This window comes from Roseobacter weihaiensis, from assembly GCF_020622345.1.
In the GTDB taxonomy this organism is placed as follows: domain Bacteria; phylum Pseudomonadota; class Alphaproteobacteria; order Rhodobacterales; family Rhodobacteraceae; genus Roseobacter; species Roseobacter weihaiensis.
On sequence record NZ_JACNMO010000022.1, the window covers coordinates 38,628 to 57,692 of the forward strand.

Here is a 19,065-nt window from a genome sequence, read left to right on the forward strand (position 1 = left end):
CCGGGGGGTCGCCGCTCGCCTCACCCGACCGCCACCCGGGGGCGCCCTGCGGCCTCGACCGTGATGACGGCCTCGACAAAAACCTCGCGTGCCTCGACGCCGGTCAGTTTGATCTCCCGCGATACGCTGACTTCGATCTCTGCGGCACCCGCGGCGGCAGCCTCCGCCTCCGCCTCCCCGCGTAACTGCACCTCAAGCGCGTCCAGCGCGGTGTCGCGATCCGCATAATCTGTGGGTCCGGCCGGCAGGTGGACCCGGTATTTGCCCTCGGCGGGGCAGGTCACGGTGCCCGCGCGCCGCATCGTGACACGCCCCACCACCGCCCCGATGGCATTCGCCACACCGGCATGATCCGGCAGGATCATCTGCGCGCCCACGGCCCGCCCCACCGCAGGATAATAGGTCGGTGCAGAGGCTCCGAGACCGACAACCGGCACATCCAGCCCGGTGTCGAGGCGGATCAACCCGCGATGCCCGGCCAGACCGCGCTGCATCAGAACATGTCGGGCCAGATCGGCGGCAGGCAGACCGAAATCGGGGGTGTCTTGCGCAAAGGCAGTCTCCAACAAAGCCAGAGCGGTTTGATGTGTCAATTGCGCGACAATCATCTCGGCCATCTGCTGCGCTGATTTTGCAAGGATGGTGCCCGCACCGGTGCGGCGGCGGGCCAGAAGCGAGAGCGCCTTGGCGGCAGCCTCGCTGTCCCACGCAGCGAGGCTGCCCAGCACGTGGCTGGCATCGGAGGGGGTCACGCCGCCAAGCTGCACCAGACCGCGCTCCACCAGCCGGTTGAGTGCGCCAACCTCAAGGCGGGCGCGCAGGATCGCACCCAGCGGATGTACATCAGGGCCAATACGGTCGAGCAGCCCGGCCTCGCGTGCCGTCAGGCCCTCTGCGGATTGACCCTGAACCGCGCGCACAAAGCAGGCGTCATGCTCCCCCGGTGTCGTGCTGCGCAAAGCGGCGTCCAGCGCGCCATGCACAACCTCGGGGGCCTCCCGCCCCAGCAGCGAGACCGGCAGCACCCGGCGTGGCCCGAGCGTCACAGCCGCCGCAAGCCCGCCTGATACCATCGCAACCGCGCTATCGCCGCCGAGCCCGGTGGTGCGCATCGCAACCGCCTCCACCATCGTGCGGTAAGGTCCGACCTGCGCCCCTGCCGGGTCAATCGCCGGCCGCCCGTCCTTGAGCAGGGCCACATCGGTTGTCGTTCCGCCAATATCGCTCACAAGCGCAAACTCGGCCCCGGTCAGCCAGCGCGCCCCCACCAGCGAGGCCGCCGGTCCGCTAAGAATGGTCTCGATCGGACGGGCGCGCGCCTGAGCCGCCGAAATCAGCGCCCCATCGCCGCGCACAACCATCATCGGCGCGGTAATCCCCAGCGCCTCCAGCGTGTCGCTGGCTCGACCGATGAGCCGGTCAATCATCCCCACCAGCCGGGCATTCAGCAAGGCGGTCATCGCCCGTTTGGGACCGTTGAGCTTTGCCGACAGTTGATGCGAGGCGGAAACCGGCCTGCCGGTCTGCACCTCGATCAGGGCGGCTGCACGGGTTTCATGCGCGGGGTTACGGGTTGCAAACTGGGAGGCCACCGCAAAGGCGCTGACGTTTTGACCCTGGGTTTCCAGGAAATCGTGGAGTGCCTGCAGATCGAGGGGGGCGGCTTCGGCCCCCGCGTGGTCGTGCCCCCCGGCACAGACCAGCACCGGGTCGCCTTTGAGCGCCACGCGCAGGCCGTGCGTTTCCAGATCGCGGTCGCGGAAACCAATGTAGATCAGCGCGACGCGCCCGCCTTGCCCCTCCACCAAGGCATTCGTGGCCAGCGTGGTCGACAGCGACGCCATGCTGACCTTGGCGGCGGCGACACCGGCACGCGCCAGCACCCGTCCCACGGCGGTGCCGATCCCCTCGGCCAGATCATGCCGCGTGGTCAGCGCCTTGGCCGACGCCAGCACGGTTTTTTCGTCGCGGATCAGCACCGCATCGGTATAGGTGCCACCCGTATCGACCCCAAGCAGTAGGGACATCACTCTCTCTCCATCGGTTTGCTGCGCGGTATCAGACCCCGCGCGCGCGACGCGTTGCCCTGCATCATTGGGCAGTCAATTGCGCCACAGCCCAGCAGGCGGCTTCGGCCACTGTCTCGTCAGGGTCTTCGGTCAAACCCGCGGCAGTTGCCCGCAGGGCCGGGTCGCCGGAATTTCCGATGGCATAGAGCACGTTGCGCACAAAGCGGTCCCGCCCGATGCGCTTGATGGGAGAGCCCGAAAACAGCGCCCGGAAGGCCCGATCATCCAACCGTGCAAGATTCGCCAGGGCGGGGGCCCGCAATTCGGGGCGGGCCGACAGGCGCATGTCGCGGGCGGAGACCGCAAACTTGTTCCAAGGACAGACCGCCAGACAATCGTCGCATCCGTAAATGCGGTTGCCCATTTTGGCCCGCAACTCCTGCGGCACCGGGCCCTTGTGCTCAATCGTGAGGTAAGAAATGCAGCGCCGCGCATCGAGCTTGTAAGGGGCGGGAAAAGCGTCGGTCGGGCAGATGTCAAGGCACGCCCGGCACGAGCCGCAATTGTCGCTTTCGGGCGGGTCTGGTGGCAGCTCCAACGTGGTGAAAACAGCGCCCAGAAAAGCCCAGTTCCCCCAGTCGCGGCTCAAAAGGTTGGTATGCTTGCCCTGCCAACCCAACCCCGCCGCCTGTCCCAGGGCTTTTTCCGGCACCGGGGCGGTATCGACGAAAACCTTGACCTGCGGGTCGTCATCAGAGGCCGCCGCGATGAGCCAGCGGGCCAGACGTTTGAGCCGCTTTTTCACCACATCATGATAATCCCGCCCCTGTGCATAGACCGAGATTGCGCCGCGATCCGGCTGCTTCAGGATCTCCAGCGGGTCATGCGTCGGCGTGTAGCTTTCCGCCAGCATCACCACGGAGCGTGCATCGGGCCAGAGAGCGACGGGGTTGCCACGCCACTGCGTGCGCTCACTCATCCACGCCATCTGACCGTGATACCCGGCCGCCAGAAACTCCTGCAACCGCCCGGCGACCTCCGGCACGGCATCAGGCCTGCATATACGGCAGGCGATGAAACCCGCCTCAAGCGCCTCCTGGACCAGCCGCTGCTTTAAGCCTTGCATGACGGCCCTTTGCTGCCATCCCGCGGGGCCGCCGGGCCTGCGCGCAACGGGTCAGAAATCCAGATCATTGTAGTGTTTGGGCGGCGGAAAGCCCGGCACCTGATCGGCCAGAATGGAGCGGAAGGCCGGCCGCGACTTGATCTTGGCATACCAGTCCTTGACGACGTCCGAGCGATTCCAATCCACATCAGAGATGTAATCCAGCGCGCTCAGATGGGCCGCGGCGGCAAAGTCCGCCAGGGTCATCGTATCACCCGCCAGCCAGCGACGGTGATCGAGCAGCCACGTCATATAATCGAGGTGGTACTTGATCGCCTTGGCCCCCGCCTTGACGTTGCCGCTGTCAGGGTAGCCCTTCCCCATGACCTTCTTGTTGACCCGTTCATACAGCAGCTTGGAGGTCACCTCGTGATGGAACTTGTCATCAAACCAGCCGATCAGACGGCGCACCTCCTGCCGGGCGACAGGGTCCTTTGGCATCAGTGTCGGGTCAGGCCGCGTCTCTTCGATGTATTCGCAGATGGCGCTGCTCTCGGCCATCATCACCCCATCCAGCCGCAGCACGGGAACCTTGGCGGCAGGATTGCGACGCATGAAATCAGGATCTTGCTCCCAGTAGCGCTCTTCAACGAGTTCGACCTCGATCTTCTTTTCAGCAAGGCTCAGCCGTACTTTGCGGCAAAACGGCGAAAGAGGGACATGAAACAGGCGCGCCATCAGAAGATCCGAATTGAAAAGACTTTCCCCTCAATGCCTGCAATGGCGCGTGGATTCAACTCTCGAAACAGGCTGAGCGGCCATCTTTGCGGATCGTCGCTGCACCGTCGAGAATGGAACGCGCCCGGTTACGCACGAAGGTCGACGGATTTGCCGCAGACCGTGTCTTGGGGCTGGGCAGGATTGCGGCGAGACGCGCCGCCTGGGTTGGCGACAGGGCATCCGGGGTTACGCCGAAGTAATGGTTGGCCGCCGCCTTGACCCCAAAGACGCCCGTGTCGAACTCTGCCACGTTCAGATAGACCTCGATAATCCGCTGCTTGGGCCAGATCGCTTCCAGCATTGGGGTCATGAGTGCCTCCAGCGCCTTGCGGCTGTAGTTGCGCCCATGCCAGAGAAAGACGTTCTTCACGGTTTGCTGGCTGATGGTCGAGGCTCCGCGCGCGCCGCCGTCCTCCAGAGCATCGCGGATGGCCACCATATCGAACCCCCAGTGGGTGCAGAAATTGGCATCCTCTGCTGCCACGACGGAGCGGGCCATGACCGGGGCGATATCCTCAAAGGGAACCCAATCGTATTCAACCCCTCCCAGCTTGCGGCTTTCGGCAAACATGTAGGGGGTGGTCCAAAGCGGCATGAAACGGCTCAGCCCCATGACCAGAACAAGCAAAACGACCGCCACCAGAAGACCACGTGCCGTCAAGACAAACGCGCGCCGGATCAGACGCCGCGGCGCGCTTTTTGACTTTGTCTTTCTTCGGGTTCTGCGTTTCGCCATGGCGCGACATTAGGCGCACCATGGCCGGTTGTGAACCACTGATCCGACGTGGTTATTCCGCTGGAACGGCAGTTTCCTCCTGACCAAGAGGCGCCGGCAAATGCACCAGCATCTCCTTGGGACAGACCTGCAGGAAGTTGTACCGTTCGATGTCCCAATGCTGTAGAATATCCGCGACCCGGCGGCTGCCGGTTTCGCGCAGATGCATCTCCAGCAGCTCCTCCAACTGCCCCAGCCAGTGATCAACCGTGACCGGGCAGGTCACCAGCGTCTCCATGTTCATCAAAGCCGGTGCATGCCCTTCAGGGTCATAGAGATAAGCCATCCCCCCCGTCATGCCCGCGCCGAAGTTTGCCCCGATCTCGCCCACAATCACGGCAACGCCGCCGGTCATATATTCACATCCGTTGGAGCCGCAGCCCTCGATCACCACCTTCGCACCGGAGTTGCGCACGGCAAACCGCTCGCCGGCTCGTCCGGCTGCAAAAAGGTAGCCATCGGTTGCACCATACAGCACCGTATTGCCGATGATGGTATTATCCCCGGCCGTGATCGGCGACGACATCGGCGGACGCACCACGATGACGCCGCCCGACAGACCCTTGCCGACATAGTCATTGGCATCGCCAGAGACTTCCAGCTTGAGTCCGGGTGCCGCAAAAGCACCAAGCGACTGCCCGGCGGACCCGCTCAGCTTGACCGTCAGGTGATCGGGTTGCAGCGCATTCCGCATCCCGAATTTCTTGACGATGTGGCTGGACGTTCGCGTGCCGACGGTCCGATGGGTGTTCTGGATCGCATAGGACAGCTGCATCTTTTCGCCATCCTCAAGGAAACGGTGCCCGTCGCGCACGATCTGCGCGTCCAGCGTATCAGGGACCGCGTTGCGCTCCTTGTAGCGGTCGTAGACGATATCAGCCGCCCCATCGACGGTGATGAGCAACGGGTTGAGATCAAGATCATCCAGATGGGCTGAGCCACGGCTGACCTGGGTCAGCAAATCTGCCCGGCCCACCACGTCATCAAGGCTGCGCGCACCGATACTGGCGAGGATTTCACGCACTTCCGTGGCGTAGAAAGTGATGAGGTTCACCACCTTATCCGCATTCCCGGTGAACTTCTCGCGCAGCGATTCATCCTGTGTGCAGACGCCGACAGGGCATGTATTCGACTGGCACTGGCGCACCATGATGCACCCCATCGCAATGAGCGCCGCCGTGCCGATGCCGTATTCCTCGGCGCCCAGCATGGCGGCCATGACAATGTCACGCCCGGTGCGCAAACCGCCGTCTGTGCGTAATGTGACGCGGTCGCGCAGATGGTTCATCGACAGCACCTGATGCGCTTCGGTCAGGCCCATCTCCCACGGCAGTCCAGCATATTTTATCGACGTCGCAGGTGAGGCGCCGGTGCCCCCGTTATGCCCCGAAATCAGGATGATATCCGCCTTGGCCTTGGCCACCCCGGCGGCGATGGTGCCCACCCCGGAGGAGGCCACAAGCTTGACCGTCACCTTGCAGCGCGGGTTGATCTGTTTCAGGTCATAGATCAGCTGCGCCAGATCTTCGATGGAGTAGATATCGTGATGCGGCGGGGGCGAGATCAGCGTCACCCCTTTTGTCGAATGCCGCAGGCGTGCAATCAGGTCTGTGACCTTCATACCGGGAAGCTGCCCGCCTTCGCCGGGCTTGGCCCCCTGCGCCACCTTGATCTCCAGCTCTTCGCACTGGTTAAGGTATTCAGCGGTGACGCCAAACCGGCCCGAAGCGACCTGTTTGATCTTGGCCGACGGGTTGTCGCCATTGGGTTCCGGCACGAAATGCGCAGGGTCTTCGCCCCCCTCGCCGCTGTCGGATTTTGCACCAATGCGGTTCATCGCCACATTCAGCGTCTTATGCGCTTCGGGGCTGAGCGCCCCCAAGGACATCCCAGGCGTGACAAAACGCTTACGTATGGAGGTGATACTTTCCACTTCTTCGATCGGCACCGGATTGCCCAGCGGCTTGATCTCCAAAAGGTCCCGCAGGTGGATCGGCGGGTTGCTCTTCATCTTGGCGGAGTATTGTTTCCACATCTCATAGGATGCCTTGTTGCAGGCCATCTGCATCATATGCATCGAGGTGGCTTCCCATGCGTGGGTCTCCCCCGACTGGCGAGCCTTGTAAAAGCCGCCGATGGGCAGGACGGTGGCATCCGCGCGCCATCCCTTGGCATGTACTTCTTCGGCCTTATGCTGGATGCCCCAGGTCCCGATGCCGGAGATACGGCTGGTCATACCGGGGAAATATTCCGCGCACATGGCGCGGGACAGACCCACCGCCTCGAAATTGAGCCCGCCCCGATAGGATGAGATCACCGAAATCCCCATCTTGGCCATGATCTTGAGCAGGCCCTGGTCAATGGCATGTCGATAGCGCGACGTGGCCTCCGTCAGCGTCCCATCGAGCAAACCCCGGTCAATCCGGTCGGCCAGGGAATCCTCTGCCAGATAGGCATTCACGATGGTCGCTCCGGCCCCGATAAGAACCGCAAAGTAATGCGGATCAATACATTCAGCAGACCGCACGCTGATGGAGCAGAAGGTGCGCAGACCCTTGCGCACCAGATGACTGTGCACTGCTGACGTCGCCAGGATCATCGGCATGCCGATCTTGTCCTGATTGCTCATATGGTCGGTCAGAACCAAGTGTCCGGCCCCCGACCGCACCGCATCCTCTGCTTCGGCACGGATGCGCTTCAGACCCTCGTTGAGGCTCCCGGCGCCCGGCGCGAAGGTGCAGTCAATCTGCATCAGGTCGGCGTTGAAATGGGTTGCGAGTTCTTCAAACTGTGCATTGCCGACAAACGGGCTGTCGAGCGTGATGATCTCTGTCTGGCTGCTGTCTTCGTCCAGCACATTCTTGAGGTTTCCGAACCGGGTTTTCAGGCTCATGACCCGATATTCGCGCAGGCTGTCAATCGGGGGGTTGGTGACCTGGCTGAAGTTTTGCCGAAAGAAATGGCTCAGCGGGCGGTACTGTTTGGAGAGCACCGCCGAGGGCGTGTCATCGCCCATTGACGCCAACGTTTCCTTGGCGTCTTCGGCCATGGGCGCAAGAATTTGCTCAATTTCTTCAATGCTGTAGCCAGCAGCAACCTGTCTCTTGCGCAGCTCGGATCCGGTAAACATCGGGGTTTCCGTGATGCCCGACAGGGCGGAATCCAGATCCTTGATCTTGCGCACCCAGTCCCCGAAGGACTGTGATGCGGCAAGCTTGTCCTTGATTTCCGTGTCGTGGAAAAGCTGACCCTCCGCCATATCCACGGCCAGCAACTGACCCGGACCCAACGCCCCTTTTTCGACGACATTTGCCTCATTCAGCGGCACCATACCCGCTTCGGACCCTGCGATCAGCATACCATCGCCCGTCACAACGTAACGCATCGGGCGCAGGCCGTTTCGGTCGAGACCCGCGCAGACCCAACGCCCATCTGTCATCGCAAGGGCTGCGGGGCCGTCCCACGGCTCCATCACGGAATTGCAATAGGAATACATGTCACGCCATGTTTGCGGCAGCTCCACCGCCTGCTTGGACCAGCTCTCTGGAACCAGCATCGTCTTGGCCATGGGCGCGTTCCGACCCGCCCGCACCAGGACCTCAAAGACCGCGTCCAATGCTGCGGAATCCGACGACCCCGCCGGAACGATCGGTTTGATATCTTCGGCCATTTCGCCAAAGGTGGAGGAAGCCATGCGGATCTCATGGCTCTTCATCCAGTTCAGGTTGCCTTTCAGCGTGTTGATCTCGCCGTTATGCGCCAGCATGCGGAAAGGCTGGGCCAACCACCACTGCGGGAATGTATTGGTCGAATACCGCTGGTGATAAATCGCGAAGGCGCTCTCGAACCGCTCGTCCATCAGGTCGGGGTAAAACTCCGCCACCTGCTCGGCCAGCATCATGCCCTTGTAGATGATCGACCGACAAGACAATGACGCAATATACAACGAAGGCACCTGCGCGGCGGCCGCTGCCTTTTCAATACGGCGGCGTATGACGTAGAGCTCGCGTTCGAAGGTCTCTTCGTCAACACCTTTGATGTTGGAGATCAGGATCTGTTCAATCTCAGGCCGGGTCGCATTCGCCTTTTCGCCAAGGCAGGCGATGTTGACCGGCACATGCCGCCAGCCGTAAATGTAGTATCCCATCCGCAGGACTTCGGTTTCGACAATCGTGCGGCAGGTCTCTTGCGCCGCAAAATCCGTGCGGGGCAGAAAAACCTGTCCAACGGCCATCAAGAGATCGGTCTTGGGTTGGTGGCCGGTGCGACGGACCTGATCGTAAAAGAAAGGGGCGGGGATCTGCACATGAATGCCCGCGCCATCACCGGTTTTACCATCGGCATCGACAGCCCCCCGGTGCCAGATCGCCTTCAGCGCCTTGATGCCGTTTTCAACAACACCGCGGCTGGGTGTGCCGTCAATCGATACAACCAGACCAACGCCGCAGGAGGAATGCTCCTCCTCTTCAGAATAAAGCCCGTGCTCCGCCACGTAGGCGCGCTTGGCCTCTTCACGGGCGACCCATGCGTCATCGTATACGGTCATTGGGGTTGTCCTTCCGAAAGGGCGGCTATTTCAGCTTCGAATTCCGCCTTGGTCTGTTTCTTATGCGCGCCGGCAAAGGCATACCCCGCGGGCTTGGAATCGATGTAGATTTCCTTTTCCAGAGACAGCCCACCCGCGTTGTCAACCAACCCGGCGGATACGCCATAGAAATCCTTGCCCGGCACCGTCAGGTGGTACCAGAGGGTCGTGCCGCAGATGTCACACCAGGCCCGCTCAGCCCATTCCGACGAGGCGTAGTTTTTCACCGGTCCTTCATAGGTCAGGGAGCCGGGCGCGGCATCAATCTCCAACAGCGCGCTGCCCGTCCAACGCCGGCACATGTCGCAATGACAAGCACCCAGATGGTCGTTATGCGCCACAAATGTAACCGTGACAGCACCACAGAGGCATTGGCCGTTCATTTCCGCTTTTTCACTCATGTCATTCATCCCTGGCAGCGTTCTGTTGATTGTCGGTATCCGAGTGTCATTCTGCAGCGATTGCTGCGCCCGCACCTAGTTTTTCAAGGATCGCCTCAGCACAGTCGCGACCATCCCGAATGGCCCAGACCACAAGGCTTGCACCGCGCACGATATCGCCCACGGCATAGACGTTCTCAAGATCGGTTTCGCCCGTGGTGAAGGCAGCCTTGATCGTGCCCCAGCGCGTCACGGGCAGGTCCGGCTCGTCCCAGAGGGTGGGCAAGGCCTCCGGCTCGAACCCCAGCGCCATGATGACAAGGTCCGCCTCTTCGATGTAATCGGCGCCTTCGATGACTTCGGGCGCCTGGCGGCCTGTGGCATCGGGCGCGCCGAGGCGCATCTTCTGCACCATGACGCCGGAAACGGGATCACCGGTAAATCCTTTGGGTGATGAAAGCCATTCGAAGACAACGCCCTCTTCTTCGGCATTCTGCACCTCGCGTTGAGATCCGGGCATGTTTGCGCGGTCGCGGCGGTAGAGGCATTTGACACTCGTCGCCCCCTGCCGAACCGACGTTCGGACACAGTCCATCGCCGTGTCCCCGCCACCAATCACAACGACCTTTTTGCCCTCGGCGTTCAATTCACCGCTGTCAAACGCAGGCACCGCATCGCCAAAACTTTTCCGGTTGCTGGCCGTCAGAAAATCAATTGCCCGCACCAGGCCACCCGCTCCGACACCCGGGGCTTCGATTTCGCGCGATTTATAGACACCAGTTGCGATGACCACAGCGTCGTGTTTGCCGCGGATCTCGGCAAAAGAGATGTCCTGACCCACAGCGCAATTCAGCTCAAAGCTGACACCACCCAATTCGAGCTGCTCATTCCGGCGCATCACCACATCTTTCTCAAGCTTAAAGCCGGGGATGCCATAGGTCATCAACCCACCCGCACGGTCATAACGATCATAAACGGTCACCTGCACACCCGCGCGGCGCAACACGTCCGCCGCAGCCAGTCCGCCGGGCCCCGCGCCGATGATCCCAACCGATTCGGATCGTTCACCGGAGGGTGAGATCGGCTGCACCCAACCTTCTTCCCAGGCGGTGTCGGTGATATATTTTTCAACCGCACCGATGGTGACGGTCCCGTGGCCTGACTTCTCAATCACGCAATTCCCCTCACAGAGGCGATCCTGCGGACAAATCCGTCCACAGATTTCCGGGAAGGTGTTTGTGGCCTGGCTGACTTCATAAGCTTCGCGCAGACGTCCTTCCGCGGTAAGGCGCAGCCAGTCGGGGATGTTGTTGTGCAAGGGGCAATGGCTTTGGCAATAGGGCACGCCACACTGGCTGCACCGGCTCGATTGCTCCTTGGCTTTCGCATCGGCGTATTCGGCATAGATTTCCTTGAAGTCTTCGCGACGCGTATCTGCCGCACGCTTTTCGGGCATGTCCCGCTCAACGGTCACAAACTTCAGCATCTCTTGCCCAGCCATTGCATAAATCCTCAGCAAATTTCCAGAATTGCACCCTTACGGGAACTCAAAGGGGAAATAAAGTCAGCGACACTGACTTACTTTTAAAAAATTCGCTACTGACCCAGATGTACTAAGGCTCCAGTCCGGGAATTTAGGACCGATTCGGGCATAAATTGACGCATTTCCTTTGATTCCCTGTTCTTATACCACAGTCGCAAAGTACGCTGCGCGAGATCTAACACATGACACTTTTCTACCTTTTCGTCGTTGCGGCGATACAAGGGCTGACCGAGTTCTTACCCGTGAGTTCGTCAGGCCATCTGGTGCTTTTACCTACCCTCACAGGTCATGCCGACCAGGGGCTCGCGATCGATGTCGCAGTGCATGTCGGGTCGCTGGCTGCTGTTGTGCTTTACTTCTGGACAGACGTTCGCATCGCCCTCGCCGGCACAGCACGTCTGGCGCAGGGCAAGGTAGATACGCAAGGTGCTTTTCTGGCGCTCTGCCTCGGGATTGCGACCGTTCCGGTGATTGTCGCCGGGCTGGCCATCAAGCTGACCGGGCTCGACGAGATTCTGCGATCCGTTGCCGTGATCGGCTGGACCATGCTGGGGTTTGGCCTTGTCCTCTATTGGGCCGATAAGACAGGTACCACAACGCGCACTGCGAGCACATGGACAATCAGGGATGCCGCGATCATGGGGCTGGCGCAGGTCCTGTCACTTATTCCAGGCACCTCGCGGTCAGGGATCACGATAACCGCTGCGCGCCGGCTGGGATATGAGCGCGAAGGGGCCGCCAAGCTATCGATGCTGATGTCGATTCCAACGATCTTTGCATCGGGCGTGGTGCTCAGCTTTGACGTTGTTGGCACCGCGAATTGGCAGATCGCACGCGACGGCTTGATCGCTGCCGCGTTCGCTTTCGCATCAGCGCTGCTGGCTCTGGCCCTGATGATGCGCCTGTTGCGAACGGTGAGCTTCACGCCCTACGTTATATACCGCGTCATCTTGGGCGTGATTCTGTTGGTCTACGCCTACAGTTAAGTTCTGAGATTTTTGGCCGATCTCTTGATCGCATCATACTGGCCGGATGGCCGGAACCGCCAAAGATATTCAGGCAGAACCGAGGTCAATGCTGTCGGCTCGATCCCCAGATCATCAAAACCCCGATCCCCTTCCCCTACCACATTATCACGGGCCAGATTGCGAACCTGATCGCGGGTGATCATTCCGTTCTTGATAAGCCCCAAAGACAACGTCTGGATCATGTCAAAGCCGAACGCCATAATCCGTGCCATAAAGAACGGAATGTTCACGATCAATCGGCGGCGGTGGATCGTGTCGAGCATCATCTGCATCAAGGTTCGGAAAGATGCCACTTCGGGCCCGCCCAATGCGTAGATGCCAGGTTCGACCGATCCGGTCAGTGCCTGTTCGGCAGCCTTGGCTACATCATCGACATAGACTGGCTGGAACCGGGTTTCCGCGCCGACGACCGGCAAAACCGGGCCAAATTTGGCCATGCTCGCGAACCGGTTAAAGAACTGGTCTTCCGGGCCGAAAACAATAGAAGGGCGGAGGATCACGGCAGAGGGCATATGCTTGGTAACGCCCGCTTCCCCAAGGGCCTTCGTACGGGCATAATCGCTATTTGACTCCGAGTCGGCTCCGATGGCCGAAATATACACCATCTTCGAGATACCTTGCTCCGCGGCAATCCGCGCCACGCGCTCGCCGCCTCCAGCCTGAACGGCGTCAAAACTGTTTTTGCCAGCCTCCGCCAGAATGCCAACACAATTCACAACAGCATCGGCGCCTGCCATCACCTGTTTTACAGAGGCATCATCGCGAATATTGCATAGAACCGGCTCCACCTGACCAACAACGCCATATGGTTTTACAAAAATCGCTTCGTTTGGCCTGCGAACGGCCACTCGGACGCGCCAACCGGCCTTGGCCATCCGGCGGGCGATATAGCGCCCGACAAAACCTGAACCGCCGTATATTGTGACCAGTTTGGACATCACTTGCCTCTTTTGCCGTCTGCTGATTTGATGTAGCCTCGTAGATCATCTGAAACAAGGCGCAAATGGGCGCAGTATTTTGGCGGTATTTATAGAAATCTCCAAGGAATTCGCGCGAATTTCCGTTTGACACCCCACTTGCTTGAGCTTAAACGGCAAATTCACGACACCGGCCCAGGTGGCGGAATGGTAGACGCGCTAGCTTCAGGTGCTAGTGTCCGTATGGACGTGGAGGTTCGAGTCCTCTCCTGGGCACCATAATTCCGCTCTCAAAAATGTCCTAAACGCCGGAAAAACAGGGATTTCCTTGTTTTTCCGGCGTTTTTTTGTTGACAAATGTTGCGTGATCCCGCAACAATTCCCGCAACACTAAGTCACAAACGGGAAACGAAAATGACCTTGATCCGCTCAATCTTCGACACTTGGTTGCCCTTCGGCTTCGGCCTTGCGGCGTTCGTCCTTCATGTCCGCTTCGACATCGCTCCGACGGTTCAAGGTTTGGTGGGGGTCCTGTTCTGATGCGCCGCCTTACCGATAGACATTTGCAAATCGAAATCCAGCGCACCTTTGATGGCTACCCCGACGACTCCCTCGACGGTTGGGGCGATATTGAGGACGCCAAGTCTCACACCTTCGATGAGGGCGATCTGGTCGCGATCGACACGGCGCACGGCCCGCGCCGCGCCCTAGTCGTTTTTGTGTCTCGCAAATACAGCGAATGGTCCGGCGACTGGATTCAATGCTACAAGGTCCGGCTGGCAAAGGCCGACGGGACCCTCGGCAAGGCTTGGCGTTGGGCATATCCGGGCGATCTTGAGCGCGGCTTTGCTGCCCTTAAGGCGACCGCAGAGGTCGCACAATGAGCGGCCGCCTGTCCTTCGACTACATCACGAAAGAGGCGGCCGACGGCGCGGCCTTCAAAGTCCGCGACCGGCTTCTGTTTGAATACTTCAACCCGCGCGGCGCGGTCTCTGCAAAGCGGTCGATGGACGATCGGGTTGAAGATCTTGTCGACCGGGGCCTCGCCGCGACCGGCGCGCTTTTCGTGCATGGATCGCTGAACCGATACCACGTCGAGAAACTTTCAAAGCTACTTCGCCAAAAACGCCCTCGGCGCTGGCCTGTAGAATATCACGCCCGGGCGATCCGGCGAGAAATCGTAGAGGCGGCCGCATTCATCGCAGAAAAGGAATCCGCGCAATGAGTTTTGACACCCCCACAAACCGCGGCCGCGCCGACAAGATTGTCGAGATCGTCGGGCACCTGAAACGCTCGGCCGGGGCGAACAAGCCGACCCCGTCCGAGGTCGCCGAGATTTTGGCCCCGGCGATCGACGCCCTGCGCGACCTCGGCGCGATCCCGACCGCCCCCGAGGGCGGCGCGATCGAGGACGTTGACGCGGCTATTCGTTCCGCGACCGTGTCCGGCCCGCACCCTGTCCCCCGCAGGATCGACCCGGACATGGCGCAATTGACTTACTGCGTTTCCCGCGCCCGGGCTGCGATGCGGTCAATGGAGGAAATGTCCGAAATCTTGAAAAAGAAACACGAAAAGGAATGTGCGCAATGATGCCTTGGCAGATGAAAGAAACCGCAAAAAAGGACTCCGACGGCTTTCCAGTCCAGCGCCTTCATTTTTTCGATTACGAGGGCGACCGGCTCTTGGCTGAGTTGGACGCTTGCGCCCCTGCGGCGACTATCAACACGGATGAATTTTCTTACATTATGCTTTCACCCGATCAACTCCGGCGCATTGCCGATTGGGTCGAGCGCGCGCAAGTCAAAACAGATGCTTGGAATGAGTCGGTCGCGGGTAAGAGGTACTTAGCCGAGATCAGGGGCGAGTCTGCGCAATGAAGGTGCTGATCGCCTGCGAGTGTTCCGGGACCGTCCGCGACGCCTTTCTCGCCCTCGGGCATGACGCATGGTCTTGTGACCTCAAGGCGTCGGAAACCCCGAGCAATCGCCACATTCAGGACGACGTCCGCAACGTCCTGCAATTTGAGCAATGGGACCTGTTGGCGGTTATGCACCCGCCATGCACCCGGCTTTGCAACTCGGGCGCGCGGTGGTTGACCGAACCCCCGGAAAACCCCCCGGCCGATTGCACACCCGCCGAGGCCGCCGCATGGCCGACCCTCGATCGCGAGGCGCGGCTTGCGATGATCTGGGCACACTTGGACGCCGGGGCGGCGCTGTTCTCGGATTGCTGGAATGCCGACGTCCCCCGGATCGCTGTCGAAAATCCGATTATGCACAAGCACGCAAAGGCCCGGATTCGGAATTACGAGAAATTCGCCCAAACTGTCCAGCCTTGGCAATTCGGCACCGATCCCGACGGTCTGGATAATGAGAAAAAACGGACGTGCTTTTGGTTGAAAGGCTTGCCGCTTCTGACCGCGACCGGGACCCTCGACGGCACAACCGCCCGCGATAGCGTCCACAAGGCCCGCCCCGGCGAAAACCGGGCGGCCGAGCGGTCCCGCTTCTTTCCGGGCATGGCGGCCGCTATGGCGGCACAATGGGGCGGCTCTGCCCTTAATGAGGTTCAACGCTATGCCGCGTAAACGCCGAGTGAATCGCCGCCCCTCATACCGTCACGCGGTCGAGTGGATCGCATTAGAGGACAATCCGGGCGGCGAGGACCCGGCCGACTGGATCGCCGGGTATCTGACGACGCATCTTGTTGCCGATCTGTTCGGCGCTGAGCCACGCGACGTCGCCGAGGACGTTGCAAAGGTAAGACTTGCGAATGACCTGATCGTAGGGGAGTGTTAATTATGGCTAAGACTGTTCATGGACACCACATCGGAGATGCGGAGGTAACGCTGCGGCTTCTGCCCGGCGAGATCGATCTTGCGCTTGAGGGGTTGGATCAACTCTCTCAGATGGTGCAATTCGACGCGGATCACGGCGGCTCGGATGAGCCGGAGGTATCACGGGCGATGCTAAAGCAGATCGGCGACCTCTACCAAAAACTGCGGGCGTATCAGGAATGAAACGCGCTGAAAAAACTGATTTCGAGGCCCGTCTTGCCGCCTGCGATCGGCCCGTGAAGGATCACCGCCCCCACAAATCCCGGCCATTGTGGGATACCTATCTGCCTGCGGCGGTCGGGTATGCGTTTTTTGCTTTCAATTTGTGGATTCTCGCTCGAATCCTTCTCCCCTGATCTTGCGAGTTGATTTTCAAGACCCCGCAACGTAGAGAGGGGGGTCACTTTCGCGGGAGTAGTCTGAATGATGCGCAAGGTATTGGTTTATATGTTTTTTAGTGTTGCTTTTGTTGTAGTTTTAGTTGTGGCAGGGGTGACGCTAACCCGCAACAGCTTTGATCAAGTCGCCTATTTCAAGACCCCTGATCTCAACCGGGTGTTGATCTACTCTGCCGACAGTGGCCCGGATTCCGATGAGGTTCGCTCGATATTGTCCCGCGTCCCTTGGACTGAGGGACAACTCACGACCGCCTATCTCTACAACCCCTCCGACGCCGAGGCCGCCCGCCTCTCTCTCACCGCCGCCCCGGCTTCTTTCCTCGCGGCGTCCGACGCTGTCGAGGCGGCCGCACCTACGTTCTCTTGTCGTCTCACTATCGCCCCGACCGGATCAAAAGTCTGGGCGGGCGATTGCTCGGGAGGCTGATCTGTGGGGATCACCAATGATCGGGGCCGCTACTACTTCGTGATGCGTGTCCCGAAAAGGTTCAAGGGTATTGTTTGCGGCAAGGATGGTAAGCCCGTCAGTCAGGTCCGGCAGGCGCTCCACACGGACAGTAGAGACGAAGCCAACGCCAAGGCAAAACAGGTTGAGGCGGCTTTTCTGGCGCAATGGGAGGCGCTTGCCGCGGGCGACGGCGAGGCGGCACACAAGCACTATACGAACGCGCGCAAGATCGCCTCTGCCCACGGATTCACATATCGGCAGATCGATGATCTCAATACCGGCGACTTGCAGGAATTGCTTAAGCGGCTTCTGTCGCTTCGCGAGGGCGAAAGCGTCAAGGCCCCCGAGGTCCGGTCCGCCATTATGGGCGCTGTCCCGGCCGTCACCCCGAACCTGATGGAAGTTTTCGAGGAATACCGCGACCTGACGGCCGTGGATCGTCGCGAGAAATCCGAAGCCCAAGCGAAGCGATGGGAGCAACTGCGCCGCCATGCGGTCGAGGTTTTCAATAAGGTCATCTTTGACGACCCGCGGTTTTCCGAGGACCCGCTACCCGTCGGCTCGATCACCCGCGCCCATGCGCTTGCCTATCGCGAGCATTGGTCTAAGCGGGTCGCGTCTGGCGAGGTCACGGCAGGGGCTGCAAACAAGCATATAGGGATGCTGGCTACGATTATCGACACTTGGTCGAAGCTGACCGACGTTCCCCTGCCGAACCCGTTCAGGGGGTTGCGACTCGCGCCCGGGAAAGAGGGCCGCATCCCGCCTTTCTCGCCCGAATGGATCACCGAAAAATTGCTCGCCAAGGGCGCTTTCGAGTCGCTCAACGATGAGGCGACCGACGTTTTCCTGATGATGATCAACACCGGACTTCGGCCTTCCGAAATCACCGACGCGCCCCTGTCCGATTTTGAAGTCGATGCCCCTATTCCTTTTTTCCGGGTGGCCCCGCACGGCCGCGAATTGAAGGTCTCTCACACCGAACGGGAAATCCCCCTGCTTGGCGTCTCTCTCGCCGCCGCAAAACGGATCGCCGCCCGTGGTGGTATCAAGAGGTACGCCCACAAGGCGAACGGCTGGTCGGCGGCCGTCACGAAACACCTTCGGGTTCACGGCCTGCGCGAAACCGAAAAGCACTCTCCCTACAGCCTGCGGCATTCTATGGAGGATGCTTTGCAGCGGGTCGGGGCCGACGATCGTATCCGGGCCGACATTCTGGGCCACAAATACGCCCGACCAAAGTATGGCGACGGCGGCGCTCTGCCTGCCCGATTGGGGGTCTTGGAGAAGGTCGCCTATCCGGCCCGCGCCGAGGATTGCGTGAGTTGATCCCCGCGCTGTTGGTTGCGACATTCCTTGCCGCGCCGGACCCGATTGTGGTTGTGGATGGAGACACGATCAAGACCCGTGAACACGGCCGAATGCGGATCGAGGGGATTGACGCGCCCGAAATGCGTCACCGGGCGGACTGCCTGCCCGAATTGCTTTTGGCTGAAAAATCTAAGGCGAGACTTGAGTCGCTCTTGTCGGGCGGTGTTGTGGTCGAGTTCACCGGCCGCCGCGATGGATGGAACCGCCCGCTTGTCCGTCTGCGCTTGCCGGACGGCCGACTTGCGGGTCAGGTTTTGATTTCTGAGGGGCTGGCGATAACCTGGTCGGGGTCTCCCGGCGAGTGGTGCGACTCTTAGCCTGCCTTGCGGGCAAGGGTGCGCGCCCGCTCGACTGCTGATCTGGCCGCGTCCCGGTTCTTAAGTTCGGCCTCTATGCGCAGAAACGTCGGCAGGTAGATATCCCCATCGAGGTCAACGAGAATAGCGGCGACGCGCAGTGCCTCTTGAAGGTCTTGGGATTTAACCGACACTGAACACCGCCCGGATCGAGTAGAGGGAAAGTTTCTTGCGGAAGGTATCGGGGGCCAGTCCGGCGAGATCGGCCGCCTTGCGCTTATTGCCGCCCGCTTCCGTCAGGACATGGCCGAGATAACGCGCCTCGACGTCTTTTATGACATCGGCGAGAGTACGGCCCGCCATGTCGATCTGCATTGCGTGAGCCTCAACTGTAGGTTGGGCGCTATCGTTGTCAGTCATAGACTGCACCTCGCTATTATTGGGTAGTCGCAAATCACTAGGGAATTTCCTACACTCTACTATGGCGAGAAAATCCCGCAACATATAATTCATCTAACCTTGGGGAAAACTACTCGGCAAAGCGGAAAAATTAGGCTATTCCGGGCAAATTGGACCGATCAGGTGAAATTTTTC

Annotated in this window: 22 protein-coding genes and 1 tRNA gene; 13 read left to right on the top strand and 10 right to left on the bottom strand. The window is 60.3% G+C overall.

The genetic code is table 11. The features are described 5' to 3' along the window. Positions 1-20: 20 nt before the first annotated feature. The 7 genes from H7847_RS19715 to H7847_RS19745 all read right to left on the bottom strand — a co-directional run bounded on the left by H7847_RS19715 (position 21) and on the right by H7847_RS19745 (position 11,135). Entirely contained in the window at positions 21-2,027 is a 2,007-nt protein-coding gene (locus H7847_RS19715) for a hydantoinase/oxoprolinase family protein (RefSeq protein WP_227271196.1), read from the bottom strand. A gap of 64 nt (positions 2,028-2,091) precedes the next feature. Next, positions 2,092-3,135, bottom strand: a complete 1,044-nt coding sequence (gene queG, locus H7847_RS19720) for a tRNA epoxyqueuosine(34) reductase QueG (RefSeq protein ID WP_227271197.1) — start codon at positions 3,133-3,135, stop codon at positions 2,092-2,094. Positions 3,136-3,186: 51 nt separating this feature from the next. After that, positions 3,187-3,852 carry an FtsZ-binding protein FzlA gene (fzlA, locus tag H7847_RS19725; protein WP_227271198.1) on the bottom strand — a complete coding sequence of 222 codons (666 nt, stop codon included), beginning with the start codon at positions 3,850-3,852 and terminating at the stop codon, positions 3,187-3,189. Positions 3,853-3,907: 55 nt separating this feature from the next. After that, positions 3,908-4,630, bottom strand: coding sequence for a monofunctional biosynthetic peptidoglycan transglycosylase (gene mtgA, locus H7847_RS19730; protein WP_227271199.1), 723 nt, complete (start codon positions 4,628-4,630; stop codon positions 3,908-3,910). 52 nt (positions 4,631-4,682) lie between these two features. After that, on the bottom strand, positions 4,683-9,215 hold the full coding sequence (gltB, locus tag H7847_RS19735; RefSeq protein ID WP_227271200.1) for a glutamate synthase large subunit: 4,533 nt from the start codon (positions 9,213-9,215) through the stop codon (positions 4,683-4,685). Beyond that, entirely contained in the window at positions 9,212-9,655 is a 444-nt protein-coding gene (locus H7847_RS19740) for a GFA family protein (RefSeq protein WP_227271201.1), read from the bottom strand. Before H7847_RS19740 ends, gltB begins: the two co-directional genes overlap by 4 nt. A 46-nt stretch (positions 9,656-9,701) precedes the next feature. Beyond that, positions 9,702-11,135: an NAD(P)-dependent oxidoreductase gene (locus H7847_RS19745; protein WP_227271202.1), complete on the bottom strand. Its 1,434-nt coding sequence runs from the start codon at positions 11,133-11,135 to the stop codon at positions 9,702-9,704. Between the two features lie 224 nt (positions 11,136-11,359). Between H7847_RS19745 and H7847_RS19750 the strand changes: the two genes are divergently transcribed. Continuing rightward, positions 11,360-12,163: an undecaprenyl-diphosphate phosphatase gene (locus H7847_RS19750; RefSeq protein ID WP_227271203.1), complete on the top strand. Its 804-nt coding sequence runs from the start codon at positions 11,360-11,362 to the stop codon at positions 12,161-12,163. On the opposite strand, the gene H7847_RS19755 is transcribed toward H7847_RS19750, so the two are convergent. Beyond that, complete coding sequence (locus H7847_RS19755) at positions 12,160-13,143, bottom strand: complex I NDUFA9 subunit family protein (protein ID WP_227271204.1); 984 nt, start codon at positions 13,141-13,143, stop codon at positions 12,160-12,162. The two genes, H7847_RS19750 and H7847_RS19755, sit on opposite strands and share 4 nt — an antisense overlap. 172 nt (positions 13,144-13,315) lie before the next feature. On the opposite strand from H7847_RS19755, the gene H7847_RS19760 reads away from it, so the two are divergent. The 12 genes from H7847_RS19760 (at position 13,316) to H7847_RS19810 (ending at position 18,492) form a co-directional block, all read left to right on the top strand. Then, positions 13,316-13,401: transfer RNA gene (locus H7847_RS19760), tRNA-Leu, on the top strand. A 135-nt stretch (positions 13,402-13,536) separates the two neighbouring features. After that, positions 13,537-13,662 (top strand): hypothetical protein, encoded by a 126-nt coding sequence (locus tag H7847_RS26855; RefSeq protein WP_264479654.1) that lies wholly within the window; start codon positions 13,537-13,539, stop codon positions 13,660-13,662. After that, positions 13,662-14,006, top strand: a complete 345-nt coding sequence (locus H7847_RS19765; protein WP_227271205.1) for a hypothetical protein — start codon at positions 13,662-13,664, stop codon at positions 14,004-14,006. The genes H7847_RS26855 and H7847_RS19765 overlap by 1 nt, the downstream gene beginning before the upstream one ends. After that, on the top strand, positions 14,003-14,347 hold the full coding sequence (locus tag H7847_RS19770; RefSeq protein WP_227271206.1) for a hypothetical protein: 345 nt from the start codon (positions 14,003-14,005) through the stop codon (positions 14,345-14,347). The genes H7847_RS19765 and H7847_RS19770 overlap by 4 nt, the downstream gene beginning before the upstream one ends. Next, positions 14,344-14,712, top strand: a complete 369-nt coding sequence (locus H7847_RS19775; RefSeq protein ID WP_227271207.1) for a hypothetical protein — start codon at positions 14,344-14,346, stop codon at positions 14,710-14,712. Before H7847_RS19770 ends, H7847_RS19775 begins: the two co-directional genes overlap by 4 nt. Continuing rightward, positions 14,709-14,999, top strand: a complete 291-nt coding sequence (locus H7847_RS19780; protein WP_227271208.1) for a hypothetical protein — start codon at positions 14,709-14,711, stop codon at positions 14,997-14,999. Before H7847_RS19775 ends, H7847_RS19780 begins: the two co-directional genes overlap by 4 nt. Further along, a complete protein-coding gene (locus H7847_RS19785; protein ID WP_227271209.1) occupies positions 14,996-15,709 on the top strand; it encodes a hypothetical protein in 714 nt (237 codons plus the stop codon). Before H7847_RS19780 ends, H7847_RS19785 begins: the two co-directional genes overlap by 4 nt. A 7-nt stretch (positions 15,710-15,716) precedes the next feature. Continuing rightward, positions 15,717-15,920: a hypothetical protein gene (locus H7847_RS19790; protein ID WP_227271210.1), complete on the top strand. Its 204-nt coding sequence runs from the start codon at positions 15,717-15,719 to the stop codon at positions 15,918-15,920. 2 nt (positions 15,921-15,922) lie between these two features. Then, the gene (locus H7847_RS19795) at positions 15,923-16,141 is read left to right on the top strand and encodes a hypothetical protein (RefSeq protein ID WP_227271211.1); all 219 of its coding nucleotides are present in this window, start codon (positions 15,923-15,925) and stop codon (positions 16,139-16,141) included. 240 nt (positions 16,142-16,381) lie between these two features. After that, positions 16,382-16,783, top strand: coding sequence for a hypothetical protein (locus tag H7847_RS19800; protein WP_227271212.1), 402 nt, complete (start codon positions 16,382-16,384; stop codon positions 16,781-16,783). Between the two features lie 3 nt (positions 16,784-16,786). Beyond that, positions 16,787-18,133, top strand: coding sequence for a DUF6538 domain-containing protein (locus tag H7847_RS27040; RefSeq protein WP_227271213.1), 1,347 nt, complete (start codon positions 16,787-16,789; stop codon positions 18,131-18,133). Then, positions 18,130-18,492 carry a thermonuclease family protein gene (locus H7847_RS19810; RefSeq protein WP_227271214.1) on the top strand — a complete coding sequence of 121 codons (363 nt, stop codon included), beginning with the start codon at positions 18,130-18,132 and terminating at the stop codon, positions 18,490-18,492. The genes H7847_RS27040 and H7847_RS19810 overlap by 4 nt, the downstream gene beginning before the upstream one ends. Here H7847_RS19810 and H7847_RS19815 read toward each other — a convergent pair. After that, positions 18,489-18,665 carry a hypothetical protein gene (locus H7847_RS19815; protein WP_227271215.1) on the bottom strand — a complete coding sequence of 59 codons (177 nt, stop codon included), beginning with the start codon at positions 18,663-18,665 and terminating at the stop codon, positions 18,489-18,491. The genes H7847_RS19810 and H7847_RS19815 overlap by 4 nt on opposite strands. Continuing rightward, entirely contained in the window at positions 18,655-18,891 is a 237-nt protein-coding gene (locus tag H7847_RS19820; RefSeq protein WP_227271216.1) for a helix-turn-helix domain-containing protein, read from the bottom strand. Before H7847_RS19820 ends, H7847_RS19815 begins: the two co-directional genes overlap by 11 nt. Positions 18,892-19,065 lie beyond the last annotated feature (174 nt).